Genomic DNA, 26,226 nt, shown 5'->3' with positions numbered 1-26,226 from the left:
AGTAGCTTTTTTTAGAATACAGCTGCTTTTTTACACGAATGCTGAAATTAACATCGTCCGTATGTTTTTCAGTAAACCAAAGATCCATAAAATGTGTCCCCTCTCTATGAATTTACTACTACGTTTATGTTGTTTATCTCAAGATCCTCCGTACCTGTAAGGAAACAGCCCTTTTCTTTACAGTATGCGATATAATTAAGTATGTCGGAAGTTATCTTCTCACCAGGGGCAAGGATAGGTATTCCCGGCGGATAGCACATAACAAACTCTCCGCATATCATACCGTTGCTTTCTTCGATAGGCACTGATTTTTTCTCGCTGTAGAAAGCTTGCTGCGGCGGTATCTCAACGATAGGATTGATATATTCGTGGTCAAACATTCCTGACGGGTCTTTTGAATAAAGCCTTTTAATTTCGGAAAGTGCGGATATAAAACGCTCTATCTCAAGCTCTCTATCTCCTGCGGAAACTATAGCAAGTATATTTCCGATATCACCGAACTCTATCTGAATGTCGTAATCGTCACGGAGAATGTCATAGACCTCAACACCTGCCAATCCCATGGCTCTTGTGTGAACAGAAAGCTTTGTGCTGTCAAATGCGAAGATATCGTCACCGTTTTCAAGCTCCCGACCGAAAGCGTAATAGCCACCTATCTTATTTATCTCTTCCCTTGCATAATCGGCATAGTCAACTGCCTTTTTAAAAAGCTCCTTGCCGTTGAGCGCAAGATTTTTTCTTGCAAGGTCAAGGGATACCATAAGCAGATAAGAACCGCTCGTGGTCTGAGTGAGGTTAATTATCTGTCTTACATAACCCTCCGAAACAGTATCTGCACAAAGAAGAAGCGATGACTGCGTTAGGCTTCCTCCTGTTTTGTGTATTGATACTGCCGCCATATCTGCTCCTGCCGCCATTGCAGAGCAAGGCAGACCCTCACCAAAATAAAGGTGAGTGCCATGTGCTTCGTCCGCGAGCACCAACATACCATGCTCATGGGCAAGCTTGACGATGCTTTTTATATCAGAGCAAATTCCGTAATAAGTCGGGTTATTCACCAAAACAGCCTTTGCATCAGGATTTTCCTTGATAGCTTTTTCAACGTCCTTAACGGACATTCCAAGAGGTATTCCAAGCTGTTTGTTTGTGCCTGGGTTTACATAAACAGGTATAGCACCGCACACAACAAGTGCATTGATAGCACTTCTGTGAACGTTTCTCGGCATTATTATCTTATCTCCTGCCTTACAACTTGTAAATATCATCGTCTGGACTGCGGCAGTAGTACCATTTACTATAAAGAAAGCGTGCTTTGCACCAAAAGCCTCGGCGGCAAGCATTTCAGCATCTTTTATTACAGAAACAGGGTGACAAAGGTTGTCAAGTGGCTTCATGGAGTTCACATCGCACTTCAGACAATCCACGCCCAAAAAGTCACGAAGCTCTTTATTCATTCTTCCGCCCTTGTGACCAGGTACATCAAGACGCACCACTCTGTTCCTCATATGTTTTTTTAAAGCCTCATACACAGGTGCGTTATTCTGTGTTAAGTTCAAATCTATCACTACCTTATCAGTATATGTTCATGCCGCTGTATATCTCGATCATCTCACGGCGCAGACTATCTGTTATATCAAGCCTTTGCTTCGGCGTAAGCTCATATACGTCCTGCTTGAAAAGATAATTCTGCAAGTCGATATCCTTAATGAGAAGCTTGGTATGGAAAATGTTCGACTGGTAAACATTGACATCTATTGCGTCATATTTAGTCAGCGTATTTTTATCTATATAATCCTGAATCGAAGTTATCTTGTGATCGATAAAAAACTTCTTTCCCAAAACATCTCGCGTAAAGCCTCTTACTCGGTAGTCAATAGTGATAATATCAGAGTCAAAGCTGCTGATAAGATAATTCAGTGCATTTAGCGGAGAAATAGTTCCGCAAGTAGAAACATCTATATCCACTCGGAATGTGGAAATGGAGTTGTCTGGGTGATATTCAGGAAATGTGTGAACAGTTACATGACTTTTGTCAAGGTGAGCGTGTATCATTTCAGGCACATCGCCGCCTATTTTTCCTTGATTGCACGAAGGGTCGATACTGTCCTCATCGAGGGCTTTTTCAGCAATAAGCACGTTCACAGACGCACCCTGCGGCTCATAATCCTGTTTTGATATATTAAGTATCCTTGCGCCTATCATCTCAGTAACGTCGCAAAGAATTTTCGTAAGTCTTTCTGAATTATACTGCTCGTCAATATAAGCAATATATTCCTTTTGTTCTCTTTCAGTTTTGGCATAACATACATCATATATGTTAAAGCTAAGGGTCTTGGTTAGATTATTAAAACCATACAAAGAAAGCTTCTGCTCCAACCCTAACATCACCCGTCCTTTCGGATAAAATAATCAGCCTATCAAGACTAAAATTATAGACTTGTTTTCATTATACCACATCTCGATCAAAAAGTACATAGTTTTACGCACTTTTTTCATATTTTTTTATTAAGCATGGCATAAGTGTGGCAATAAAATAAAAAAGGTTGAAATCAAGAAGAAAATAGTGTATAATAAGTTCTGATAATTGTTACAGGAGAAATATACAATGTTATTGAATGTTGAACATCTTTACAAATATTTCAATGGGCAGGCACTGCTCAAGGATATAAATTTTACAGTTGAAGACAGAGAAGCCGTTGGACTTATCGGCATAAACGGATGCGGAAAGTCTACCCTGCTTAATATCATTACAGGCAGTGAGGGCTATGACAAGACCCCCGAAGGACTAGGCTCTGTGAATATCGCAGGCAAGGCTTCCATTGGCTTTTTAAGGCAGAACAGCGGACTTAATTCTGAACTTACCATAGGTGAGGAAATGAAGAACGCTTTCGCTCCCCTCCTTGAAACACTGGATAAAATGAAAGTCCTTGAAAAGAAAATGGCAGATGGCGGCGATATTGACGACATAAGCCATGAGTATGCCGAGCTTTCTTCATACTTTGAGGCTCGGGACGGATATAGGATAGATGTGAAAATAAAGCAGGTTCTTAACGGCATGGGCTTTGGCTCAACACCTACAGACAGAGTCATCTCTACTCTTTCAGGCGGTGAAAAAACACGTCTTGCACTGGCTAAGCTTCTTCTTGAAGAGCCTAATCTGCTTATACTTGACGAGCCTACCAACCACCTTGATTTTGAAACGCTCATGTGGTTAGAGGACTATCTCAAAGGCTACAAGGGTGCAATAATCATAGTTTCCCACGACAGATATTTTCTAAACAAGGTCTGTACGAGAATATGTGAGATAGAACAAGGCAGGCTCACATCATATCGGGGAGACTATTCCTCCTATCTTGTGCAAAAGAAAATGAACTCAGAGCGTCAGCTCAAAGAATATGAGGCACAGCAAAAAGAGATAGCAAAGCTTGAGGACTATGTGGCGAAAAATCTCGTCAGGGCTTCAACCTCAAAAATGGCGAAGTCAAGACAGCATATGCTTGACCATATCGAGCGTATCGACAAGCCGCTCATGTACACAAAGTCTCCAAAGATAAAGCTTGAATATGACATTGAGCCAACAAAGGATATTGTGCGAGTTGTGGATTGTCCGCTGGTCGTTGGCGAGGGTGCTGACAAAAAGGAGCTTATAAAGTCACTTACCATGAACGTTCGCCGTGGAGAGCACGTTGCTATAATCGGTGCGAACGGTATCGGAAAAACTTCTATACTGAAACTTATCCAAGGCATTATCCCACACGAGGGCGGCAATATAAGCTGGGGCGGAAACGTGAAGATATCCTATTTTGAACAGGAACACGCTATACTTGATCCCCATAAGACAGTGCTTGAAGAAATAATGGATCGCTATCCAAGATTATCAGAACAACAGGCAAGAAGCGTGCTAGGTGCAGTTCTGCTTACAGGCGAGAATGTGTTCAAGCCTATTTCTGTTCTCAGCGGTGGCGAAAGGGCAAAGCTTTGCTTTGCCATAATGGCTCTCAATCGTGGAAATGTACTTGTGCTTGACGAGCCTACAAACCACCTTGACCTAAGCACAAAAGAAGTGCTGGAGGACGCTTTGGCAGAGTTTGGTGGAACGATAATCCTTATATCTCATGACAGATATCTACTCAACAAGGTAGCAAGCAGGATAATAGAGATAAAGCATGACGAGGTGAACTCATACGAGGGCAACTTTGACGCATACAGCGAAGCGGTGAACGCTGCCCGTCAGCTCAAGATGCAGAGCGAAGCAGAGATAAAGCGTGCTGAAGAGGAAAAAGCGTACAAAGAAAACAAAGCAAGACAATATCGCAGTAAGGAACAGCGTGCCGCTGACGCTCAAAAACGCAACCGCATAAGAGAACTTGAAAAGGAGATCGAAGATACAGAAGTTCTGATATTTGAACTTGAAAATGCCATATCTGACCCTGAGATAGCTTCCGACTACAGCAAAATGAGCGAGAAATGCAAAGAGCTTGAAGAAGCCAAAACCGCCCTTGACCAGAAAATGGACGAATGGGCAGAACTTTCAGATCAGCTTTCATAAACAAATTTTCACAGAAACCACCCCTTATGAGTATAATGATACAGCACAGACTGACATTATACATAAGGGGTGTTTGTTTTGGAGATAAAAAGGCTGTCAGAGTATGAAATAAAAGTTATTCTCAACGAAAAGGATATGCGGATAATGAATATATCCTTTGAAGATTTTGAGAAAAACAACAAAAGGAGCAAAGATTTTTTATCTGAACTCATGTTTATACTCAAAGAGACAGGACTTATAAAAATATCCGAAGGAAATATTGAAGTTGATGTTGCTTTGACAAGCGAAGAAACAATAAACATATATTTTATACTACCTAAAAACGACAGTCATCACACCACCGAACTTGCCATAATCAGCTACGATCCAAACGAGCTAATATCAAAAGCTACTGAAATATACAAAAAACACTCCGAAAAGATTATAAAAAGCAGTCTGTATCAGCTTCCTAGTGGTTATGCTCTAATCTTCACCATAGGATACGCACGCTCAACAGTTGCGAAAAAAGCTTTACTGAAAACCTGCGCTACTGACAACGTGATTATAAACAAAATAAAGGAGTACAGCCCATTATTGAGCAGTACTCCTTTTGAAAAACTAAACTATTTCTCTTAGAAGCTTAACAGCCTCTGGCATATCGTTTGCCTTAAACGCATATGTTCCCGTTACTAAAGTGTCTGCACCAGACTCTTTAAGCAAACCAGCAGTTTCGAGATTTACGCCACCGTCAACCTGAAGTCTGATATCCCTTTCCGTCTGGTCAATTAGATATCTCACTTCGCTTATTTTTTCAAGAGTGTCAGGAATAAACTTTTGACCGCCAAAACCTGGGTTTACTGTCATAACGAGTACCATATCAACAGACTTAAGAAATGGCTGGATCGCACTTACAGGTGTTGCAGGCTTAATGGAGATTCCTGCCTTGATCCCCCTCGAATGTATTTTGTCAATAACAGCTTGCGGATCATCAGCCGCCTCATAATGAAAAGTTATAAGGTCAGCTCCAAGATCTGCGTAGTTATCAATATATCTGATAGGATCGCAAATCATGAGATGAACGTCTACTGGAACAGTTATGCTTTTGCCCACACTTTTCAAAAGCGGTTCGCCAAAACTTATATTTCTCACAAACATTCCGTCCATGACATCATAATGAATCCAGTCAACACCAGCGTCCTCAGCACGCTTTATCTCGAACGCAAGGTTTGAAAAGTCGCAGGCAAGCAGCGACGCAGAAACGATAATATCCAATTGAAAACCTCCGTTAATTCAATATCTTCCCACTTAATATTGTCCTATAATTTCAGTTTCTATTATACAACACCACTGGGGCATTGTCAAGCTTGTTCGTCAAGAGTTAATGTATAAGCTGGAATAAATTCATCAAGAAAAACATTTGCTTCTGGAATATTCATTGCGACAATAGATTCAAGTGTAGATTTTTCAGCTGATGCAAAATCAGTATTTCCCATTTGTCTTTCTTCAAGGCACTTTATAAGTGCAGAAAGCTTATCAGCCGCTTTAACAAGAGTCCATGCTTCTTCTTCCTGTGAAGTTTTGCAGAAAAGCGGCTCAAAGTCCTCTTTCAGATCATCAGGAAGATAAGACACCAGAGTATTTTTGGCTTTCTGCTCGATCTCATCATATGCGCCCTTTATCTCGTGGCTGTAATATTTTATAGGCGTAGGCAAGTCACCTGTGATTATCTCGGTGACATCATGATACATAGCAAGCAGCGCACATCTCTCAGGAGAAACATTACCGCCAAATCGCTTATTTCTGATAAGTGCAAGCACATGTGCGATAAAAGCAACTTCAAGGGAATGCTCGCTAATATTCTCATTGATCGTATTTCTCATAAGTGCCCAACGATTTATATATTTCATACGAGATATCACTGCAAAAAATTTACTTTCCGACATATCAACACTCCTAAACTATACACAAAAATCGGGACGATGCTTTTCATCGTCCCGAAAAATTTCTGATCTTATCTTACAATTGTAAGAAGAACACCAGCAGCAACGGCTGAACCGATAACGCCGGCAACATTAGGACCCATAGCGTGCATCAACAGATAGTTTGTAGGAACTTCCTGCTGACCGACCTTCTGAGAGATACGGGCTGCCATTGGAACGGCAGATACACCTGCTGAACCGATAAGAGGATTGATCTTGTGACCTGAAAGAACATACATAAGCTTACCAAGAAGTACGCCGCAGGCTGTACCAATTGAGAATGCTACAACGCCAAGTGCCATAACTTCTGCAAACTGAATATTCATGATCTTATCTGCCTGTGTTGTTGCACCAACTGTTACACCAAGGAAGATAGTGATGATGTTCATAAGCTCGTTCTGAGCAGTCTTAACAAGTCTGTCGCAGACGCCACTCTCTTTAAGAAGGTTACCAAACATGAGCATACCAACCAGTGGAGCTGCTGAAGGAACCATGAGTGAGATAACGATAGTTACGAGGATAGGGAAAATAAGCTTTTCTACCTTAGAAACAGGTCTGAGCTGACCCATTACTACTGAACGCTCTTTCTTTGTTGTAAGAGCCTTCATGATAGGCGGCTGGATAATAGGAACAAGAGCCATATATGTATAGGCTGCAAGTGCAATAGTACCAACGCCGATATTACTGTTTGAGGTTAGAAGTCTTGAAGATACATAGATAGATGTAGGACCATCAGCACCGCCGATGATAGCAATAGAACCGCACTCAGCAGCACTCATGCCGAAGAGAGCTGCACCGATGAATGTAAAGAAGATACCGCCCTGTGCAGCAGCACCCATAAGAAAGCTCTTAGGGCTTGCGATCAGCGGACCAAAGTCTGTCATAGCACCGATTCCAAGGAATATGAGTGGTGGATAGATCTGAAGCTTAACGCCCATGTAAAGAATATCCAACAGACCACCCTTTTGAAGTATCTGACCGTAATCTATATAGTGATCATTGCCTGCAACCGTTTTATAGTTCCAGAAGTCTGGATGATACATCTCAGCGTATGGCAGGTTTGTAAGCAGCATACCGAATGAGATAGGCAGAAGCAGAAGCGGCTCAAAGCCCTTTGCAATAGCCAGATACATAAATACGAATGAAATAAGTATCATTATGATATTTTTCCAGCCACCGTCTACGAGGAAACCCGCAAAACCCGACTGTGACGCCAAAGACGCCATGGTATCAAGAAATGAATTAATTATTGACATCTATTATCACGTTCCTTTCACGTCAACTGCACTAAAATGGTCTTGTATTGTCTATTATGCCTGCGGTAGACCATGCAGGTCTTTGAGGCTTGGCAGTTTTAACGCTCTTAAGAACGAGCTTCTTGCCCTCTGCACTGCTCATAGCCGAAATTGCAGCCATGATAACAGCAACTGTTTCTTCTTCAATGCCGTCTTCTACAACAGGAGCAGCAGCCTTTATTGGCTCTGGCTTAGCAACAGCCTTTGCAGCTTCAGCAGCTTTTTTTGCCTCTTCAGCCTTTCTTGCAGCTCTGCCGTTGATAACGTCAAATAACTTGCCGTATATCGACACAAGCAGAATAAGCAGAACAAGTCCGATAAATACCACAACTAAACCTGTGATAACGACAGAGGCAACAGTTCCAGCACCCAGATCTTTTTGATCAGGACTGATCGTACTCTTTGCCGCAACCATCTGAGCTGCAGTGTTAAGAAAATTGATCATAAAAATTCTCCTTACTGTAAGTATAATAAAACTTAATATTATTATACACCAAAGCCACACAAATAGCAAGACTTTTTCCCACATTTTTTTCACAAAATTATCTCCAAGTCAACACCTATTTTTGTTATGATTTCTGATAAAAGTGCATAAATACGCAAAAAACTTATATATTGGGAACACTTGCAAATATCATGTTAAGATGTTATAATATCTTTACATAATAATGTTACGGAGATGATTTTTTTGTCTGACAGATTTTTGAATTGGCTTGAGAAATTTACCCCACATCTTATAGCTGCGGCTGTTATTTTTCTTTTAGGAATACTTCTTGACAAGCTTGTTTTGAAGGTCATGCACAAAGGTTTGAGCATGCGTCGAACAGACGTGACTATACATAAATTTCTCACATCTGTGGTACACACTGTATTACTTATTATAATAATAGTAATGGCACTTTCTGCACTTCAAGTACCTATGTCATCAATAGTCGCAACTATCGGTGCAGCAGGTCTTGCTATCGGTCTTGCTCTTCAAAACAGTCTTTCAAACGTCGCAGGCGGCTTTATCATACTTTTTTCAAAGCCTTTTAAATGCGGTGATTATGTAAAAATAGGCGACTCAGAGGGAACTGTTGACGCTATCTCTATACTTTACACCACCTTAAAGACCCTTGAGAATAAGATGATATTTATACCAAACGGAGTTGTTTCACAATCGACTATTACGAATATAACTGCTGACGACAAACGTCGCCTTGAACTGAAATTCTCTATCAGCTACAATGACGACCACAACAAGGCAATGGCTATTCTCAGAGAAATGCTCAATGATGAGCCAAGGGTAATAAACGAGCCTGACAAGCCGCTTGTGGCTGTCTGCGAGCATGGCGCAAGTGCTATAATCCTTATCATGCGTGTATGGATACCGACCGATGCTTACTGGGAGATACGATACAAATTTCTCAAAGAGGCAAAGGAACGCTTTGACGCAAACGGCATTTCTATACCATTCGACCAACTTGACGTACATATATCAAAATAACAAAAGTCCGCAGGCCAGCATCTGCGGACTTTTTTACCTCATATCTTCCCTGTTCTTATATAAAAATCTGTTCACATCAATACTGTCTGCAATTGGTAGCTTGGTTTTGTCACAGTATGTTTTTTCAAGACTTTCGAGCTTCTCTGCTATTCTAAGCTGACCGTCAAGCGCACTTTTTATACACTCCGCAAAAGGACTTCCGCATAGATCACTGTAGGTCTGACAAAACTCCTTTGAATACGCCTTGACAAAAAATCTTGCTTCTTTTATTATATTTCCGTCAGTTACCATTGTTATCCTCCAGACTTGTGAGCAACCCTGAACGCTGATTTTTCAAAGCCGCTGTAAGCTTTTGCATATCTTCCTTTAGCTGCGGCTCTTTTATCTCACTCACATAATGCTCAAACCTGTCTATCATGCAGTTTTCAGACACGATAAGTCTTTTTATCGCCGCAAACTGTTCCTCAGTTATCATAAAGACCGCCTCCCGATATTATTATACCGAAGGCGGCCTGTTTTATTCTTTATGCTTTTCATCAAGAAGCGTTGTGGCTATTGCAGCACAAAACACCTTTTTAGCACCCATTTTCTTTAGCAGTCCGCTGCACACGTTAAGCGTTGAACCTGTTGTGTAAACATCATCAAATAGCAGTATATTTTTGCCTTTTATGTCAGCGTGTTTCGCTAGAGAATAATAAATATCCTCCGCATGAGTTTTTCGTTGAGCGGCAGTCAAAGTATGCTGTTCTGCAGTATCCCTTGTCCGTCCAAGTAGACGATGATCTTCTCTTATCCCAAGCTCCATAGCCGTAAAGTGTGCAAGCTTTTGTGCCTGATCATATCCTCTTTTACGGCGTTTTGATCTGTGCATTGGCACTGATGTGATGATATCCGCCTGCTGTGCGATACCATTTTTTCTTAGCACATTACCCAGAAGCTTCGCAGAATATTCCGCAAAATTAAGCTGTCTGTCGTCTTTAAGCTGATGTATTGCTTTCACGCAGATATCTTCATATCTCATAAGAGTATAAATGCTATCAAAATGTAGTGAATCATGATCTAGGCACTTATCCTTGCCGCACTTTTCGCACAATTTTTTTTTATGAAAAGGCAGCTTACATTCACAATTTTTGCACAAAAGCTCGTCCCATTTTATAAAACTTCCACATATAGGGCAACGATTAGGATAAACAAAATCAAGCAGAAATTTATATATCAAGCGTCTGCTGACCACTGTCATCACCCTCTACAAGCTCCATTAGCATATTTTTAAGCGCAGTATACCTCAAAGTGCGTTTATTATTATCTATCATAAAATCAACACGCTTTTTCGAGCCAACTATTATAAGCATTCTTTTGGCTCTTGTCACAGCCGTATAAAGAAGATTTCTGTAATAAAGCTTGTCAAATCCACCGAATACAGTGAGAATGACAACATCAAACTCAGAACCTTGGCTTTTATGCACTGTTATGGCATAGGCAAGCTCCAGATTATCCAGCATTTGCTTGTCATAGACAGCTATTCTGCCTTCAAAATCTATAGTCACAGTTTTAAGTATCTTGTTCACTGCAATTATTATGCCTATATCGCCGTTAAAAATGCCTGCGCCACTTTCGGTCTTGTCCTCGGTTATATACTTTTTCCAAAGAATTTCATAATCATTCTTGGTCTGCATGACCTTGTCACCTTTTCTGAAAGTATAAACAGGGGTCTTGACCTCTGATTTTCCTGCGGCAGGAGGATTAAGCTCCTGCTGTAGACGCTTGTTTAGTTCCACAGTACCCGCAGGACCTTTTCGTGTAGGCGAAAGCACCTGAATGTCGTCTATGGGCGAGTAATCGTAGGCTTTTGGCAGTCTTGTTTTGCAAAGCTCCACCACAAGATCCTGAAGTTCTCCATATTCAAGCCGTTGCATAAAAAAGAAATCCTTGTCCTTGCTGGCCAGGTCGATATGCTCGCCGTTTACTATCTTATGGGCGTTCATAACAATCTCAGACTCCTGTGCCTGTCTGAAGATCTCTTTTAGTGTTACAACAGACATTACTCCGCTGTCAATAATATCCTTTAACACATTTCCTGCACCTACTGACGGAAGCTGATCGCTGTCCCCCACCAGAACGAGCTTGCAGGTAACGCTTATGGCTCTCAAAACGGCTTCAAAAAGGCAAGAATCCACCATGGACATCTCGTCGATTATCAAAGCGTCACAATCGAGAAGATTGTTTTCATCATGTATAAACGCAAGTGTGTCACCGCTTGTATGCTTCACTTCAAGAAGCCTGTGGATAGTTTTTGCGTCAAATCCCGTAAGGTCAGAAAGCCTTTTTGCGGCTCTGCCTGTTGGTGCACATATCATAACGTTAAGCCCTTGCTGCTGATAAAGAGAAATTATAGCGTTGAGCGTTGTGGTCTTTCCTGTACCTGGCCCTCCCGTCAGCACAAGAAAACCCTTTGACAGTGCAAGATTTATGGCTTCACGCTGTATTTTTTCATATTGTATGCCATTATTTTCCTCTTCAAGATCAATTACTTCGGAAAAATCTATCTTATTGTCATAAGAGATCTGCCGCATTATGGCAAGTCGCCTTGCTATGTAGTCCTCAGCTTTGTAAAAATCTGCAAGCATAACAAAACGTCTGCCATGCTTATCGTAATAGTAGAGGTTTTCCTCCTCAGTTTCATCCTCGATTACTTTTTTTATAAGCTTTTCATCAACATCAAGATAACTTACCGCTGTTTTCACAAGGCTATCTAAAGGCAGGCAGGTATGACCTTGGTCAGCGTTTTGTCTTAGAATATATGTAATGCCTGCCTTTATCCTGCACTCGCTGTCAGCAGGGATATCAGACTTTGCCGCAACTGCGTCCGCACGGGAAAATGACAGGTCGACGCCCTGAATACAAAGCACATAAGGGTTTGATTTTATAATCTGCTCGGCAGTGTTGCCCCAACGCTTCCACGCCTTTATGCCATAAGAAGTTTCTATCTCGAATTTGTTAAGATATGACATAAGAGACCTTGCGGCAAAAGTGGTTTTGAACTCCTGAGATATTTTTTCCGCTTTTTTAACTGTTATCCCGTCTATCTCCGTGAGCCTGTCGGGAGAATTTTCTATTATGTCAAGGGTATCGTCCCCGAACTTGTTCACAAGCTTTTTTGCAAGTACAGGCCCTACGCCTGATATAGCACCGCTTGCAAGATAACGCTGAATCGCTGCAGAGGTAGTAGGCAAAGAACGCTCAAAGATATGCACCTTGAACTGCTCGCCGAATTTCTGATGTGAAGTGAACTCCCCTGTCACAACGAGATCTTCGCCCTCCTCAACGTCACCCATTTCGCCAACAACTGTGATAAGGTCATTGTCACAGTTAAGCATAAGCACACAGAAGCCTGTGTCCTCACTTTTAAATATTATGCTGTCAACCTCACCCTTGAGGGTCTTTAAATCTTCCATATTATTCTCCGAATGATCTATTTTTCATGGCATTTCAGCTCTCTGCGCTTGATAAAATCTGCAAGTTCAGTTATATCAACACAGTGAACGATGCTATAATCCTGTTCCAAACGCTTTGAAACATAATTTATCTCGCTTTTGTCAAGCTGAACGAGGATTATTTCTCTCCCATAATATTCAGGCTGAAAAAACTCCTCCCAATAACAGCTTTTTACCATATGTTCAAGCTCACGTGTATTCTTTTTACATGGGATAAGCAAATATCCTCCACGCTTGCCAACATTTCGCACCTTATACCATTTCACCCAAAACCAAATAACGACCGCCAGCACAAGAGCCAGAAGAAGTATAAGATTCAACACAAGATCACCTCCACATATTATTAGTACATTTTATGCGGAAAGCAGATTTTGTGTCATATGATTCATTTTACACCTTTTTGACGAAAAAAGCAAGATTTTTATGCAAAACAAAAAAGCTGCCCCGAAGGACAGCTTGAATTATTTACTTTATCTCAACTGAAGCAGCCCAATCCTTGAACTTATCTTCATACTTTGACTTATTTTTCTGCTCGCAGAGAAAATCAAAAATGTAGTAGCCACCGTTGCCCTCTGTTATAGAACTCATGCCATAATAATGTTTATCTCCTATGCTCTGGGTATAATAAATATATTTTGAATCCTTGCCTGTTATTTTCAAGGTTGTTGAGCCGTTTTCAAGGATAAAATCAAAGATATCCGATGCAGACTCGCCCTTGCCATAGCCGTAAAGTGCAATATCAGAATATGAAAGCTTAACAGCGTTTATGCCCACCTCGTTGTTGGAGAAGCTATCAAGGGCATACAGATTTGTACTGCTAGATTTCTTAATATCCGCAGGAGCGGTCATTGTATATCCCGTACCCTGCAATGTTTTAGTAGCTGTGTTTTTGTAAAAATATCTCACGCCGAAAGCCACCAAGAACGCTAGGATAAACACAAGAACTGACATCAAAGGCTTTGGTATACCCTTTTTAGCAGATGTAACAGGCGCTATCTTGTAAGGCTCATATGCACTGCCGTATGGAGTTTGAGCATTGCCATTCTGCGGAGGCGGATAACTCTGCTGAGCGTAGCCGTTCTGTGGCTGACCATAAGACTGCTGACCCTGAGCATAATTCTGCTGAGGTACTGCATTCACAGGTTGTGCTCCTGTTGTGTTGCGCTTGCCAAAGCCAACATTCTCACCAAGGTTTGATGTGTCGATAGAATCCATATAACCGCTTGTTTCAGACTTCACAGCCGACCCACAATTAGGACAAAAAGCGTCAGTATCACTGATCTTTGCCGAACAAATAGGACATTTCATATTCTTTTCTCCCTCATATAATTTATGCTTTTATTCTAACATATGCTGTTTATTATGTCAATAATTTAACAAATCGATTTTATAAATTTTGTATTAATTGATATGGATAGTACTTGCCCACTTTTCAAATTTTGGGTCATAGAAATCCTTTTCATCAGCCTTACAGCCAAAAACAAACCAATAATATTTATAACCTGACTTTTTGCATAAAGCATAGTTATAAACTTCGTCGCCCGTTTTTGCACGATAGGTCATTTTAAGCTTGTTACCATCAGCATACACTTCTTTATAGCTGCTTCCAAACTGACTTTTCAAATTGCCCTTCATGTAGGTGACAAACAGTTTCTCAGTAAGAATATCCGTTGTTTCGCCGGCAAGTGAAGAGTAATCAAGGATCATATACTGAAAATCGCTATTAACATCGGCGTACTTTCCGTTGGCTTTTACAGTTCCATCACTGCTCTGTGCCGCATAATCTATTGTGGTTTCCTTTTCAAGTGACCTTGGCAGTTCAACGCTAAAGTTCTCCTCTCTAATGGTATGGGTTGAAACATTGTGATAGTACCAATATCCAAAACCGATAGCTGCGCCCACAAACAATGCCAGCAAAAGGATAAGCACCTTTTTGCCTATAGACATATTCTTTCCCACTGCCCTCACATTGCTGTTAAGGCTATTGTCAAAGCCATTGTTAAAGCTATTATTGAAACTATTGCCATACCTCGACTGTGCCGAATTTACCCCTGTCATTTCAATAACTCTTGTGCCACAATTCTGACAGCAAATGCTGTTAGGCAGAATATCGCACCCGCATACTGTACATCTCATAAAGATACCCCCTATAAAAATTTATTACTTTTATATTAACATACTTCTTCTTTTTTGTCAACAAATTTGTCAACAAAAAAGCGGACAGCACATAGCCGCCCGCTCTTAAAAACTTATTACTTAGCGTTCTTCTTAGCTTCGATATCAGCAAGAGCGTCTTTTCTTGAAAGATTGATCCTGCCCTGATCGTCTATTTCCATTACCTTAACAACGATCTCGTCGCCAACAGAAACAACGTCCTCGACCTTTTCTACTCTTGATTTGTCAAGCTTAGAAATGTGTACCAAACCGTCCTTACCAGGAGCTATCTCAACGAAAGCACCAAAGTTCATGATCTTTACTACCTTACCTCTGTAGATAGCACCTATCTCAGGGTCATTAGCGATAGTATTAATGATATTGATTGCCTGTTCAGCCTTTTCCTTGTCTATACCTGAAACGAATACGCTACCGTCCTCAGATATGTCTATCTTAACGTCACACTCAGCAGAGATCTTCTGAATTACCTTTCCGCCTGAACCGATAACTTCTCTGATCTTGTCAACCGGTACCTTTGTTGCCAGCATCTTAGGTGCCCACTTGCTTACCTCAGCACGAGGAGCAGGGATAGCCTTGAGCATTATCTCATCAAGAATATACATTCTTGCTTTTCTTGTCTTTTCAAAAGCACTTGCGATTATCTCAGGTGTCAGACCGTCTACCTTGATATCCACCTGAATAGCTGTGATACCGTTCTTTGTACCGCCTACCTTAAAGTCCATATCGCCGTAGAAGTCCTCAAGGCCCTGAATGTCTACCATAGTCATCCAGCTGCCGTCCTCCTTAGTGATAAGACCGCATGAAATACCTGCAACAGGCTCTTTGATAGGAACGCCTGCGTCCATAAGTGCAAGTGTAGAACCACAGATAGAACCCTGCGATGTAGAACCGTTTGAAGAAAGCACCTCAGATACGCATCTGATAGCATATGGGAACTCTTCAACAGAAGGGATAACCGGAACGAGTGCTCTCTCAGCAAGTGCGCCGTGACCTATCTCTCTTCTTCCCGGGCCTCTTGAAGGTCTTGTTTCACCAACAGAATATGAAGGGAAATTGTACTGGTGCATATATCTCTTGGAAGTTTCCTCGTCGATACCGTCAAGTTTCTGAGCGTCTGAAACAGGGCCAAGTGTTGCGATAGTCATTACCTGTGTCTGACCTCTTGTGAAGATACCTGAACCGTGTACTCTTGGGAGAACGCCAACTTCAGCAGCAAGTGGTCTTATCTCGTCGATACCTCTGCCGTCAACACGCTTGCCCTCATAGAGCCAGTTTCTAACTATCTTCTTCTGGAGCTTATACATAACTTCGTCAAGAACAGCTGTGTTATCCTCGCACTGCTCATCGAACTTCTCATGAACAGCGTCGATTATTGGCTGGAGTCTTGCGTCTCTTACATTCTTATCATCTGTATCAAGAGCAACCTTTACCTGCTCGCCTACCATTGCTTCAACAGCGTCGAACAGATCATGGTCAACTTCCATTGACTCAAACTCAAACTTAGGCTTACCGATCTGAGCCTTGATATCGTTGATGAAAGCTACCATTTTCTTTATCTCTTCATGACCTGTCATGATAGCCTTGAGCATAAGATCGTCAGGTATCTGGTCAGCACCTGCTTCGATCATTACTATCTTTTCAGCTGAACCTGCAACTGTAAGGTTAAGTCTGTTCTTAGCTCTCTGCTCAAGAGTTGGGTTGAGCACCAGCTCGCCGTCAACGTAACCTACGTTGATAGATGCAACTGGGCCGTTCCATGGAATATCAGAGATGGAAAGTGCAATAGATGTAGCTATCATACCTGTGATCTCAGGTGAGTTGTCAGGGTCAACAGAAAGAACTGTCATAACAACTGAAACGTCATTTCTCATATCCTTTGGGAAAAGAGGTCTGATAGGTCTGTCTACACATCTTGAAGCAAGGATAGCCTTGTCAGAAGCCTTGCCTTCTCTCTTTGTGAAAGAACCTGGTATTCTGCCTACTGCATACATTTTCTCCTCAAAGTCAACTGAAAGTGGGAAAAAGTCAACACCCTCTCTTGGCTTTGCGGAAGCTGTAACGTTAGCCATTACAACCGTTTCACCGTATCTTACCCAGCAAGAGCCGTTAGCAAGTCCGCAGGTCTTACCTGTTTCGACTACTACAGGTCTGCCTGCATATGTCGTTTCAAAAGTTTTGAAATTCTCAAACATTGTCTTTCCTCCATTTTAGAAATTTAGTTTTTTCTGTATGGTGAAAGCATTAGCAATAAACAGGACATACGAGCTTCATACATTCTGTTTAATGCTAAGTTACCTTTCACCAACAGTTCAAATAAACACCAAAAGGCAGTGGCAATAAATGCCTCTGCCTTGATGTCAGTTACATGATTACTTACGGATACCCAGCTTTTCGATAGTAGCTCTATATCTTTCGATATCCTTCTTCTTGAGGTAGTTGAGAAGATTTCTTCTCTTACCGATCATCTTGAACAGACCACTTCTTGAGTGATTGTCCTTCTTGTGTGTCTTAAGATGTTCTGTAAGGTCGCTGATTCTCTTTGTAAGGATAGCGATCTGTACCTCAGGTGAACCTGTGTCTGTTTCGTGAGTTCTGTTAGCTTCGATAACAGCTGTCTTTTCGTCTTTTCTAAGCATTTTTTTGTACCTCTTTCGTTAAAATATTTCCGATGTAAAAGAATATGGCAGGTAACTTTCCCACTTGCGGGCGTGACCCATATTCTGTTGCATGGATATGTTGCAGTAAGCAACTCATATATTATACATTATTTCAGACAAATTGTAAATAGTCTTAACAGAAATTTTACAACTATCCTATGCCGTGATGAGCCTTGCCTGCTGTGAGTGTGTTTCTCATAAGCATTGCAATGGTCATAGGGCCAACTCCGCCTGGAACAGGTGTGATAAATGAAGCCTTATCCTTGCAGTCCTCAAAATCAACGTCACCGCAAAGCTTGCCGTTTTCATCACGATCCATACCAACGTCGATAACTACTGCACCCTCCTTGATATAATCAGCGGTTATCATCTTTGGTCTGCCAACAGCAGCAACTAGGATATCTGCTCTCTGACAAACTTCTTTAAGATCTTTTGTCTTTGAATGGCAGATAGTAACAGTGCCGTTATTATGCAAAAGCAACATAGCCTGTGGCTTACCAACGATATTGCTTCTGCCAACCACTACACACTCCTTGCCTGCAATGTCAGTGCCTGTTGACTTGATAAGCTCCATAACACCAGCAGGTGTGCATGGCAGAAAACTGTAATCGCCTATCATTATTTTGCCCACATTTACAGGGTGGAAAGCGTCAACGTCCTTGTCAGGTCTGATGTTATTTATTATCACTTTATCGTCAAGGTGCTTTGGCAATGGGAGCTGAACGAGTATTCCGTCCACTCTGTCATCATCATTGAGCTTTTTGACAAGGTCGAGAAGCTCTTCTTCTGTTGTTTCCGCAGGGAGAGCATACTTGAATGAATTAAAGCCCACAGTTTCGCAAGCCTTTTCCTTGTTTCTTACATAAACCTGAGAAGCAGGGTCATCACCGACGATGACCACTGCAAGACCTATCTCTATGCCCTGCTCTTTAAGCTTCTCTGTTTCAAGTCTTATTTCTTCCTTGACCTTGGCTGATACTGCCTTGCCGTCAATTATCTGTCCCATTTATTCTTCCTCCGTATCCTTTTCATCTGTATCTTTTACTTCGCGGTCCTCGTCGTTATCGTCACCAAGGATAGACTTATACTCTGTCTCAGCTTTGGTGTGTGACTCCTTGTCCTTTTCCTCGGCTTCTTTAATCTTGTCTTTTTGAGCCTGCTTGCCGAATTTTTCGTCATATTCTTTTTGAAGCTCAATAAAGCTCTCACCCTTATCCTTGGCTTCCTTTATCTTGTGCTTAAGTTCTTTCTTCTCTTTCTGGATATCATTGTAGCTGTTATACTGTTCAAGCTGTGCCTTTGAAAGCTCAGTGTCAACGAACAGTTTATAATCGCTGTTTCTCTTTGTGATACCTCTGAACACGATTATAAGTACAAGTGAAGCAAGAACACAAGTGCCTGCAACAAGCTGTGATACTCTTATGTTTCCAAGATAGAGCGAATCTGTTCTCAGACCCTCGATGAAAAATCTTCCCAGACCGTACCAGCCTGTGTACATAAGGAATACTTCGCCGTCAAACTTGCGGTGTTTAAGATAGAAATGCAGGATTATAAATCCAATAAGACACCAAATAGATTCATAAAGGAAGCATGGGTGGATAGGGTCAAGAGCCGACACTTTGCCGCCAAGTTCGTCATAATGGTTTGAGATATATTCCATTGTGGTGTTGCTTATCATGCCCCAAGGAAGCTTTGTATTTGCACCGAAAGCCTCCTGATTGAAGAAGTTGCCCCAACGTCCGATACACTGACCGATAAGAAAACATGGTGCGACCACATCAAGAAGCGCAGTAAGCTTCAGCTTTCTTACTTTTGCTATAATTCCACCCACGATTATCGCACCGATAAGTCCGCCGTAGATAGCAAGACCTCCGTCACGAATATCGAAAAACTCTGAGAATTTCATGCCCTCTGTATTAAAGATGATATAATAAAATCTTGCGCCAAAGATAGCTCCGATAAGTCCGCCGATAACGGAATCTGTCGCTCTATCAGGGTCGATGCCTACGGTCTTCATTCTTCTGAAGCCGTATATCATCGCAAGAAGAATACCGATGGTTATTAAAAAACCATACCAATATATCTTGAAATTCGTGCCTGGCACTGTAAAAAGCACTCTGTCGATATCAATACCCTCTTTGAAGATATTGTCACCCTTTCCGAAATTGGGAAAATAAACTCTGTTCGGAAACTCTCTGAGTTTTTCCCTTATTGCGTCATTTGCCGTAGAGTCGGCAAGAAACTGCAATGCTGTCATAAATTTATCATTCCTTTCACTGAGCCTGTAGCTCAAAATACCTACTTATTATCTACCACGGAGATAGACGACTTTTCAGGGTCGAACATTTCTCTTACGGCGTTTTCGCAATCCTCCACAGTCATTTCTGCAAGAACCTGTGCTTCATAGAAAGCGTCAGAGTTTTCAAAATAGCTTTCTGCAAGATAATCTGCTGCTCTTTCAGGATTATTCATTCCTCTTACTATTTCGCCGTACATAGAACGCTTTATCATATCAAACTGCGACTTGTCAAAGCCCTCTGTCTTTACACGTTCTATCTCCGCTAGATAACGGCGATAAAGCTCTTCGGGGTCATGGGATTCACCTGATATTATTGGCGAGAACACGCCACCGCTTGTGAAAACTTCCACGCCGAACTGCGAATTTATCAGTCCGTCATCAAAAAGCTGTTTATAAAGTGGCGAAGACGAGCCTATAAGCAGATGAAGCGCAACTGACGCTGTTCCAGCCTTTTTGAAAAGTTCTCTGCCCTCATAAGGCTTGCACTTGAAGCCGATATTGAAAAGTGGCAGACCCACAGGGAAGCTCTGAAATATCTTTTTCTGCGCTACATTCTCAGGCTCATCAGGAAGCTTTGTTTCAAGCTCCATATTCTCGCATGGCTTCAACATTTTATCGCATATTTCCATGACCTTATCCTCGTCAACATTTCCTGCAATGGCAAGAACCATGTTGTGAAGATTATAGAAAGTGTAGTAACACTTATAAAGAAGATCAGGAGTTATCTCAGCAATAGTATCAACAGTTCCTGCAATATCTATCTTTATAGGGTGGTTTACATACAGAGCTTTCAGCAGATTATAAAAGCACTGTCTTTCAGGAGAATCTGCACACATTTTTATTTCCTGACCGATTATTCCCTGCTCCTTAGCCACAGATTGCTCTGTAAAATATGGCTTCTGAACAAAGTCAAGAAGTATTTCAAGAGAATCCTCCCAGTTTTCCGAGCAGCTGAACGTATATGCCGTTTCATCAAAAGACGTGAAAGCATTTGCGTTGGCACCAGTTTTTGCATATAAGTCAAAAACATCTGTGTCTTCATTTTCAAAAAGCTTATGCTCAAGAAAATGGGCTATGCCCTCAGGCACAGTGATGAAATCTTTGCTGTCCTTGGTCTTGAAACAGTTGTAAATTGAGCCGTACTTTGTGGCAAATATGGCTTCTGTAGTTGTGAAGCCCTCCATTTTCCACACAAGCACGTCAAGTCCTGACGGGTGATGAAAAACGCTGTAGCTCTCGCCCAGTCGCTCGCTCTTTACAATCTCCTTATTCATCACAGTCCTCCTCTTCCTCGCCCCTGATCACGAAAACAGTATCAGGCTTAAAAGTCTTTGCACAGCTTATTATATCCTCACGGGTAAGCTTTGCTATCCGCTCGTTTATCTCCTCAGGGGTGAAAGCTGTGTTTCGTGTGTTCTGTGCAGCATACCAACCCATGATATCATATATGCTGTCATAATTTGACTTAAAGCCACCGCATAGAGATTTCTTTGTGTTTTCAAGCTCCTCTTCTGTGAAGTCGCCATTACATATGGCTTCGAGCTGTTCTTCGATAGCTTTTTTTGCCTTTTCTATGTTACAGCTTTCAACGCCACTATCAATAAAAAGCGTGCCCTTTCTGTCGGCATATGCAGAGGAACAATAATAACAAAGGCTCATCTTTTCTCTTACGTTTGCAAAAAGCTTTGAAAAAGGCGTTGCTCCGAGAAGCATACAGAAAAGCTTTGCGGTGTAGATATCCTCATAATCAGACTTGAATGCCATGACCATTTTGCTTTGGATTACCTGCATTTTAAGCTCTCTATAAACAGGCTCTGCCTTTGCAGGTGAATTGTGTCTGTAGTCTATCTTCTCCACAGGTGAAACTCTTATAAGAGCAGCCATTTCATTTCTTATAAGATTTTCCGCAGCAGCCGTGTTTCCGCCGCCTGATATGGTTATCTCTATCTTTGCACTTTCAAGAAGCTTTTTGTGTTGTCTTAACAGATCCTCCTGAGTTATGTTCTCAGCAAGCTCCACAGTTCCAATTGCAGACACAGCCGCAGGCTCGCCCTCAAATATGACCTTTTTCGCCTGCAAAAGTGCATAGCCACGCTTGTCATTGACAGTGGCAACAATAGCGTCGATAAGCTCCTGCTTTCTCAAAGTAAAATACTTCTCACAGAACTTTCCGTCAACAAGGTGAGGTCTGAGCAGACAGTTCAAAAGCTGTCTTACCACCTGAACGGATATTACTTCGCCGTCTATAGTATAATCGTCGCCGATAAAGCTCGCAGACAGACCGACAGACTGATAGTCGCCTATAGTGCCACAGTTAGTACCTATGCTCGAACCATACAGCCCGGTGAGTGTGGAAGTAAGCTTTGTTCGTGAAGGTATCTCCGCATTCGATGTCACAAGCACTGTTTGAAGCATTGCATTGACGCAGGCTGTTTTTTCGTTCAGCGGTGATATAAACGCTATCTTCACGCAGTTTGACTTGAATTTCTTGTCATATATTCTTGTAAGAGATATCCCTCTGCCGAGTTCTTCCCTACTATAAGATACAGCCATTTGATTACTCCTTCAAGCGTTTTCACGCTAAAATTTTTCGTGATAACACGATAATAATATAGTATATCACATTCCTGTGCAGATTTCCATACTTTTCACAAGAATTTCATAAATACACTTATTCTATTACCGTATAAATGAAATTTTCCCAATGAAGCATTGTTCCCTCGTCTGTTTCGTCAGGCAAAAGCGCTCTTGCCATAAGAAGATCTTCGCCTGTGTCCACATTGAGAAGATGTGCATAATCGCCGTCAATTTTTGTTACCTTATATGTTCTTGGCTCCATTTTTATTCTCCTTTTCTGTCCATAAATACCACGTTTTCAGCACCCAGTCTGTTTTCAAGTTTGACAAGCAGTTCAGGACACATTTTCACAGCATGAACAGACTTTATGCCTGTCATTTTGCGTATATCGCTGAAAAATACCGCAAATTTTGAACCAGTCTGTGCTCTGTATTTCTCGGCTATAGTTCTAACAGCCTTTATGCCCTCTGCATCTCTTGAAACAAGCCTTACGCAAATATCCCTTTGAAGCTGTAATGAGCAAAATCTATCGACAGGCTCGAGCATATCCGCAAGTATCTTAGGTTCTTCTTCCTCTTTGCATGATATCTTGCCTTTGACGTGCAGAAGCGCTCTGTCTTTTATAAGGCCTCCCATAGTTTGAAAAACTGACGGAAAAACCACTATCTCTAATGTTCCGAACTTGTCTTCAAGCTCCACAAAACACATCATATCGCCTTTTTTGGTCTTTAGCATTTTTCTGCCCCTGACCATTCCTGCATAGTCTACTTCCGCCCCATCAGCGAAACGTTTATCAGCCATTCCGCCCTCGTCTGTACAGGCTTTTATGAGCTGTGCAGAGGTTACGCACCTTGCGGCTGAAATCACACACTCAAAGCGGTCTATAGGGTGGGCTGATATATACATACCAAGAGCTTCATGCTCAAATTCAAGAAGCTGCTGTTCGTCAAACTCGCCGCAACGTTCTATCTTCTTTTCCATTGGCAAAGCAGCACCCATGCCAAACAAGTCAAGTTGACCCTCAATCACATTTCCGTCTGACCGAGTTACGCTTTTCATTATGTCCTCACAAGCATTGAGATGTTCACGTCTGGTGTATCCAAAACCATCAAAAGCTCCACTCTTTATAAGTGCTTCCACTGTTCTCAGGTGGATATCTCTGCCCGAAACTCGTGTACAAAAGTCTTGAAGCGAACGGAACGCTCCACCTGATTTACGCTCAGAAACTATCCTGTCGATAGCCCCCTCACCAAGCGACTTAACCGCAAGAAGTGCAAAGCGTATTCCCTCAGGCTCTGCCACAAAACCGCTTTCGCTCTTATTTATATCAAGTGGCAATATCTTCACACCGTTTTTGCTCACGTCTGCAATATAACCGTAAAGCTTATCGGTGCTGTCAAGAAGCGTGATAGTCATAAGTGCCGCCATGTATTCTTTATAGAAATGACATTTTAAATACGCTGTCTGATATGCGATAGTTGCATAAGCCGCCGCATGGGATTTGTTAAAGGCATAGCTTGCAAAAGAGGTCATTTCGTCAAATATCTCATTGGCAACATTAGCGGGCACACCGTTTGCCACTGCACCACAGCACTGCCCTTTCTCACCGTAGATAAACGCTTTTCGCTCGTTTTCCAAAACAGCCGCTTTCTTTTTAGCCATTGCTCTCCTTACGATATCCGCTCTGCCGTATGAATATCCTGCGAGTGTGCGGAATATCTGCATTACCTGCTCCTGATAAACTATACAGCCGTATGTCACTTCAAGTATGCCTTTGAGCAATGGGTGCTTATACACTATCCTGTCAGGTTCATGGCGGTTTCGGATATATGTTGGGATCGAGTCCATAGGTCCTGGGCGGTAAAGAGAGATAACAGCGATAAGGTCCTCTAATCTTTCAGGGCGAAGCTTCATGACAGTTGCGGTCATTCCCGCACTTTCAAACTGGAAAACGCCCTCCGTTTTGCCCTGTGACAGCATTTCATATACCTTTTTGTCATCAAGAGGTATCTTCTCCAAGTCAAAATCAGGGTGAGTTTCTATCACCTGCTTTCGGCAGTGGTCTATAATGGTAAGGTTACGGAGTCCGAGAAAATCAATTTTAAGAAGTCCCAATCGTTCAAGCACTGTCATTGTATACTGTGTGGAAACTTGTCCGTCACGAGAATAGAGAGGAACGTAAAAGTCAACCGGCTCTTTTGTGATAACAACGCCTGCTGCGTGGGTGGACACGTTTCGTGGCATACCCTCGACGCTCATGGCAATATCAAGAAGTTGTCGTACCTTCATATCAGTCTTATAAAGGGAACTAAGCTCAGGTATATTCTCTATGGAATATTTAAGTGGCTGACCTCTTGGTATTTTCTTTGCAAGCATATCTCCGGTCTGATAAGGCAGACCCATTGCCCTTGCCACATCTCTCACTGCCTGCTTTGCCGCAAGTGTGCCAAAGGTCGCAATCTGCGCCACATGGTCAGAGCCGTATTTCTCCACAACGTAATCAATAACACGCTGTCTGCCTTCCATGCAGAAATCTATATCAAAGTCAGGCATGGAAACTCTTTCTGGATTGAGAAAACGCTCAAAGAGCAGATCATATTTCAGCGGGTCAATGCCTGTTATACCAATACAATAAGCACACAGACTTCCTGCACCTGAACCACGTCCGCAACCAACAGGTATACCGTGGGTCTTTGCATAATGCACGAAATCCCATACTATAAGATAATAGTCAGTATATCCCATTCTCGTTATGACGTCAAGCTCATAGTCAACACGTTTCAAAGCCTCTTTTGTAGGATTTTCATAACGTTTATAAAGCCCTTTCATGCACATATCACGAAGAAACTTTTCATTATCTGAAACACCGTCTATATGGAAATACGGAAGCTTTGTTTTGCCAAACTCAAAGCTTACATTACATCTGTCAGCTATCTTTACTGTATTCTCCAGCGACTCAGGCTGAGAAGGAAAAAGCTCCGCCATTTCTTCTGCTGACTTTACATAAAACTCGTTTGTCGGAAATTCAAGCCTGCTTGGGTCGTCTAGTGTCGTGCCTGTTGAGATACACATTAGCACACGTTGCGCATTAGCGTCTGAACGTCTGAGATAGTGTGCGTCATTAGTGCAGACCATCGGTATTCCTGTTTCTCGTGAAAGCTTTATAAGCATAGGCAATATTCTCTGCTGGTCTGCAAACTTATGATTTTGAAGCTCTATAAAGTAATTATCCCTGCCAAATATATCACGATATTTAAGAGCAGTCTGCTTTGCAGCCTCATAATCGCCATTTGTCAGCTTTCTAGGTATCTCACCCGCAAGACAAGCCGACAAGCAGATAAGCCCCTTGTGGTATTTTTCAAGCAATTCAACATCTACTCTCGGTTTGCTGTAAAAGCCCTCTGTATATGCCGCCGACACAAGCTTTATAAGATTTTGATAACCCTCGTTGTTTTCACACAGAAGCACAAGGTGGTAAGGCGAACTGTCTATCTTCGCTAGCTTGTCAAATCGTGTTCTTGGTGCAACATACACCTCACAGCCTATTATAGGCTTTATGCCCTGAGCAAGACATTCGTTGTAAAACTCCACTGCCGCAAACATATTTCCATGGTCTGTGACCGCAACTGCTTTCTGTCCAAGCTCCTTTACACGCAAAACAAGCTCCTTGATACGGCAGGCGCCGTCAAGGAGCGAATATTCACTATGAAGATGTAGATGTACAAACTCAGGCATT

24 protein-coding genes and 2 pseudogenes are annotated in these 26,226 nt (G+C 41.9%); 3 read left to right on the top strand and 23 right to left on the bottom strand.

Features of this window, described 5'->3' with window-relative positions; all coding sequences use genetic code 11:
• The 3 genes and pseudogenes from QVO88_RS01455 to speD form a co-directional block, all read right to left on the bottom strand.
• A pseudogene (locus QVO88_RS01455) lies at positions 1–88 on the bottom strand (spermidine synthase); the annotation flags it as partial.
• A gap of 16 nt (positions 89–104) precedes the next feature.
• Complete coding sequence (locus QVO88_RS01450) at positions 105–1,556, bottom strand: aminotransferase class I/II-fold pyridoxal phosphate-dependent enzyme (protein WP_038671728.1); 1,452 nt, start codon at positions 1,554–1,556, stop codon at positions 105–107.
• A gap of 16 nt (positions 1,557–1,572) precedes the next feature.
• Positions 1,573–2,388 carry an adenosylmethionine decarboxylase gene (speD, locus tag QVO88_RS01445; protein WP_171028812.1) on the bottom strand — a complete coding sequence of 272 codons (816 nt, stop codon included), beginning with the start codon at positions 2,386–2,388 and terminating at the stop codon, positions 1,573–1,575.
• Between the two features lie 217 nt (positions 2,389–2,605).
• On the opposite strand from speD, the gene abc-f reads away from it, so the two are divergent.
• Positions 2,606–4,549, top strand: a complete 1,944-nt coding sequence (gene abc-f / locus QVO88_RS01440; protein WP_022286757.1) for a ribosomal protection-like ABC-F family protein — start codon at positions 2,606–2,608, stop codon at positions 4,547–4,549.
• Between the two features lie 78 nt (positions 4,550–4,627).
• A complete protein-coding gene (locus tag QVO88_RS01435) occupies positions 4,628–5,164 on the top strand; it encodes an adaptor protein MecA (RefSeq protein ID WP_288177689.1) in 537 nt (178 codons plus the stop codon).
• Here QVO88_RS01435 and rpe read toward each other — a convergent pair.
• The 4 genes from rpe to QVO88_RS01415 form a co-directional block, all read right to left on the bottom strand.
• Positions 5,147–5,800 (bottom strand): ribulose-phosphate 3-epimerase, encoded by a 654-nt coding sequence (gene rpe, locus QVO88_RS01430; protein WP_022286755.1) that lies wholly within the window; start codon positions 5,798–5,800, stop codon positions 5,147–5,149. The genes QVO88_RS01435 and rpe overlap by 18 nt on opposite strands.
• An 86-nt stretch (positions 5,801–5,886) precedes the next feature.
• Positions 5,887–6,471: a 5'-deoxynucleotidase gene (gene yfbR / locus QVO88_RS01425; RefSeq protein ID WP_022286754.1), complete on the bottom strand. Its 585-nt coding sequence runs from the start codon at positions 6,469–6,471 to the stop codon at positions 5,887–5,889.
• Positions 6,472–6,539: 68 nt separating this feature from the next.
• Complete coding sequence (locus tag QVO88_RS01420) at positions 6,540–7,763, bottom strand: sodium ion-translocating decarboxylase subunit beta (RefSeq protein ID WP_022286753.1); 1,224 nt, start codon at positions 7,761–7,763, stop codon at positions 6,540–6,542.
• Positions 7,764–7,794: 31 nt separating this feature from the next.
• Entirely contained in the window at positions 7,795–8,247 is a 453-nt protein-coding gene (locus QVO88_RS01415; RefSeq protein WP_022286752.1) for an OadG family transporter subunit, read from the bottom strand.
• 234 nt (positions 8,248–8,481) lie between these two features.
• On the opposite strand from QVO88_RS01415, the gene QVO88_RS01410 reads away from it, so the two are divergent.
• Positions 8,482–9,288, top strand: coding sequence for a mechanosensitive ion channel family protein (locus QVO88_RS01410; RefSeq protein WP_265290470.1), 807 nt, complete (start codon positions 8,482–8,484; stop codon positions 9,286–9,288).
• A gap of 33 nt (positions 9,289–9,321) precedes the next feature.
• Here QVO88_RS01410 and QVO88_RS01405 read toward each other — a convergent pair whose 3' ends face one another.
• From QVO88_RS01405 to QVO88_RS01335, 16 genes and pseudogenes are all read right to left on the bottom strand, one after another.
• Positions 9,322–9,579 (bottom strand): hypothetical protein, encoded by a 258-nt coding sequence (locus QVO88_RS01405; protein ID WP_022286750.1) that lies wholly within the window; start codon positions 9,577–9,579, stop codon positions 9,322–9,324.
• Positions 9,569–9,763 carry a hypothetical protein gene (locus QVO88_RS01400; RefSeq protein WP_022286749.1) on the bottom strand — a complete coding sequence of 65 codons (195 nt, stop codon included), beginning with the start codon at positions 9,761–9,763 and terminating at the stop codon, positions 9,569–9,571. The genes QVO88_RS01405 and QVO88_RS01400 overlap by 11 nt, the downstream gene beginning before the upstream one ends.
• A 42-nt stretch (positions 9,764–9,805) precedes the next feature.
• Positions 9,806–10,309, bottom strand: a complete 504-nt coding sequence (locus QVO88_RS01395) for a phosphoribosyltransferase family protein (protein WP_288177687.1) — start codon at positions 10,307–10,309, stop codon at positions 9,806–9,808.
• A gap of 60 nt (positions 10,310–10,369) precedes the next feature.
• Positions 10,370–10,528 (bottom strand): annotated as a pseudogene (locus QVO88_RS12265) (double zinc ribbon domain-containing protein); the annotation flags it as partial.
• Positions 10,497–12,743: an ATP-dependent RecD-like DNA helicase gene (locus tag QVO88_RS01390; RefSeq protein WP_022286747.1), complete on the bottom strand. Its 2,247-nt coding sequence runs from the start codon at positions 12,741–12,743 to the stop codon at positions 10,497–10,499. The gene QVO88_RS01390 and the pseudogene QVO88_RS12265, both read right to left, overlap by 32 nt.
• A gap of 17 nt (positions 12,744–12,760) precedes the next feature.
• Entirely contained in the window at positions 12,761–13,105 is a 345-nt protein-coding gene (locus QVO88_RS01385; protein ID WP_038671715.1) for a hypothetical protein, read from the bottom strand.
• A 142-nt stretch (positions 13,106–13,247) separates the two neighbouring features.
• Positions 13,248–14,090, bottom strand: a complete 843-nt coding sequence (locus QVO88_RS01380) for a zinc ribbon domain-containing protein (protein ID WP_022286745.1) — start codon at positions 14,088–14,090, stop codon at positions 13,248–13,250.
• Positions 14,091–14,183: 93 nt separating this feature from the next.
• Positions 14,184–14,918 (bottom strand): hypothetical protein, encoded by a 735-nt coding sequence (locus QVO88_RS01375; protein WP_022286744.1) that lies wholly within the window; start codon positions 14,916–14,918, stop codon positions 14,184–14,186.
• 116 nt (positions 14,919–15,034) lie between these two features.
• Positions 15,035–17,149 (bottom strand): polyribonucleotide nucleotidyltransferase, encoded by a 2,115-nt coding sequence (locus QVO88_RS01370; protein ID WP_022286743.1) that lies wholly within the window; start codon positions 17,147–17,149, stop codon positions 15,035–15,037.
• Between the two features lie 177 nt (positions 17,150–17,326).
• Positions 17,327–17,593, bottom strand: coding sequence for a 30S ribosomal protein S15 (gene rpsO, locus QVO88_RS01365; protein WP_022286742.1), 267 nt, complete (start codon positions 17,591–17,593; stop codon positions 17,327–17,329).
• 172 nt (positions 17,594–17,765) lie between these two features.
• Positions 17,766–18,620, bottom strand: a complete 855-nt coding sequence (gene folD, locus QVO88_RS01360; RefSeq protein WP_022286741.1) for a bifunctional methylenetetrahydrofolate dehydrogenase/methenyltetrahydrofolate cyclohydrolase FolD — start codon at positions 18,618–18,620, stop codon at positions 17,766–17,768.
• Complete coding sequence (lgt, locus tag QVO88_RS01355) at positions 18,621–19,871, bottom strand: prolipoprotein diacylglyceryl transferase (RefSeq protein ID WP_022286740.1); 1,251 nt, start codon at positions 19,869–19,871, stop codon at positions 18,621–18,623.
• Positions 19,872–19,912: 41 nt separating this feature from the next.
• Entirely contained in the window at positions 19,913–21,187 is a 1,275-nt protein-coding gene (locus QVO88_RS01350; protein ID WP_022286739.1) for a pitrilysin family protein, read from the bottom strand.
• Positions 21,180–22,466, bottom strand: coding sequence for a pitrilysin family protein (locus QVO88_RS01345; protein ID WP_022286738.1), 1,287 nt, complete (start codon positions 22,464–22,466; stop codon positions 21,180–21,182). The genes QVO88_RS01350 and QVO88_RS01345 overlap by 8 nt, the downstream gene beginning before the upstream one ends.
• A gap of 118 nt (positions 22,467–22,584) precedes the next feature.
• Entirely contained in the window at positions 22,585–22,752 is a 168-nt protein-coding gene (locus QVO88_RS01340) for a hypothetical protein (RefSeq protein WP_022286737.1), read from the bottom strand.
• A 2-nt stretch (positions 22,753–22,754) separates the two neighbouring features.
• A complete protein-coding gene (locus tag QVO88_RS01335; RefSeq protein WP_022286736.1) occupies positions 22,755–26,225 on the bottom strand; it encodes a DNA polymerase III subunit alpha in 3,471 nt (1,156 codons plus the stop codon).
• Position 26,226 lies beyond the last annotated feature (1 nt).

It is taken from the genome of Ruminococcus sp. CAG:57 (assembly GCF_000435935.1).
Lineage (GTDB): Bacteria > Bacillota > Clostridia > Oscillospirales > Ruminococcaceae > Hominimerdicola > Hominimerdicola aceti.
This window is presented reverse-complemented; position numbering and strand designations above follow the sequence as displayed.

Coding starts and splice junctions, on each gene's coding strand:
- abc-f (WP_022286757.1), top strand. CDS start 2,606: ATGTTATTGAATGTTGAACATCTTTACAAATATTTCAATGGGCAGGCA.
- yfbR (WP_022286754.1), bottom strand. CDS start 6,471: ATGTCGGAAAGTAAATTTTTTGCAGTGATATCTCGTATGAAATATATA.
- QVO88_RS01420 (WP_022286753.1), bottom strand. CDS start 7,763: ATGTCAATAATTAATTCATTTCTTGATACCATGGCGTCTTTGGCGTCA.
- QVO88_RS01415 (WP_022286752.1), bottom strand. CDS start 8,247: ATGATCAATTTTCTTAACACTGCAGCTCAGATGGTTGCGGCAAAGAGT.
- QVO88_RS01410 (WP_265290470.1), top strand. CDS start 8,482: ATGATTTTTTTGTCTGACAGATTTTTGAATTGGCTTGAGAAATTTACC.
- QVO88_RS01405 (WP_022286750.1), bottom strand. CDS start 9,579: ATGGTAACTGACGGAAATATAATAAAAGAAGCAAGATTTTTTGTCAAG.
- QVO88_RS01400 (WP_022286749.1), bottom strand. CDS start 9,763: ATGATAACTGAGGAACAGTTTGCGGCGATAAAAAGACTTATCGTGTCT.
- QVO88_RS01395 (WP_288177687.1), bottom strand. CDS start 10,309: ATGAGATATGAAGATATCTGCGTGAAAGCAATACATCAGCTTAAAGAC.
- QVO88_RS01390 (WP_022286747.1), bottom strand. CDS start 12,743: ATGGAAGATTTAAAGACCCTCAAGGGTGAGGTTGACAGCATAATATTT.
- QVO88_RS01380 (WP_022286745.1), bottom strand. CDS start 14,090: ATGAAATGTCCTATTTGTTCGGCAAAGATCAGTGATACTGACGCTTTT.
- QVO88_RS01375 (WP_022286744.1), bottom strand. CDS start 14,918: ATGAGATGTACAGTATGCGGGTGCGATATTCTGCCTAACAGCATTTGC.
- QVO88_RS01370 (WP_022286743.1), bottom strand. CDS start 17,149: ATGTTTGAGAATTTCAAAACTTTTGAAACGACATATGCAGGCAGACCT.
- rpsO (WP_022286742.1), bottom strand. CDS start 17,593: ATGCTTAGAAAAGACGAAAAGACAGCTGTTATCGAAGCTAACAGAACT.
- folD (WP_022286741.1), bottom strand. CDS start 18,620: ATGGGACAGATAATTGACGGCAAGGCAGTATCAGCCAAGGTCAAGGAA.
- lgt (WP_022286740.1), bottom strand. CDS start 19,871: ATGACAGCATTGCAGTTTCTTGCCGACTCTACGGCAAATGACGCAATA.
- QVO88_RS01350 (WP_022286739.1), bottom strand. CDS start 21,187: ATGAATAAGGAGATTGTAAAGAGCGAGCGACTGGGCGAGAGCTACAGC.
- QVO88_RS01345 (WP_022286738.1), bottom strand. CDS start 22,466: ATGGCTGTATCTTATAGTAGGGAAGAACTCGGCAGAGGGATATCTCTT.
- QVO88_RS01340 (WP_022286737.1), bottom strand. CDS start 22,752: ATGGAGCCAAGAACATATAAGGTAACAAAAATTGACGGCGATTATGCA.
- QVO88_RS01335 (WP_022286736.1), bottom strand. CDS start 26,225: ATGCCTGAGTTTGTACATCTACATCTTCATAGTGAATATTCGCTCCTT.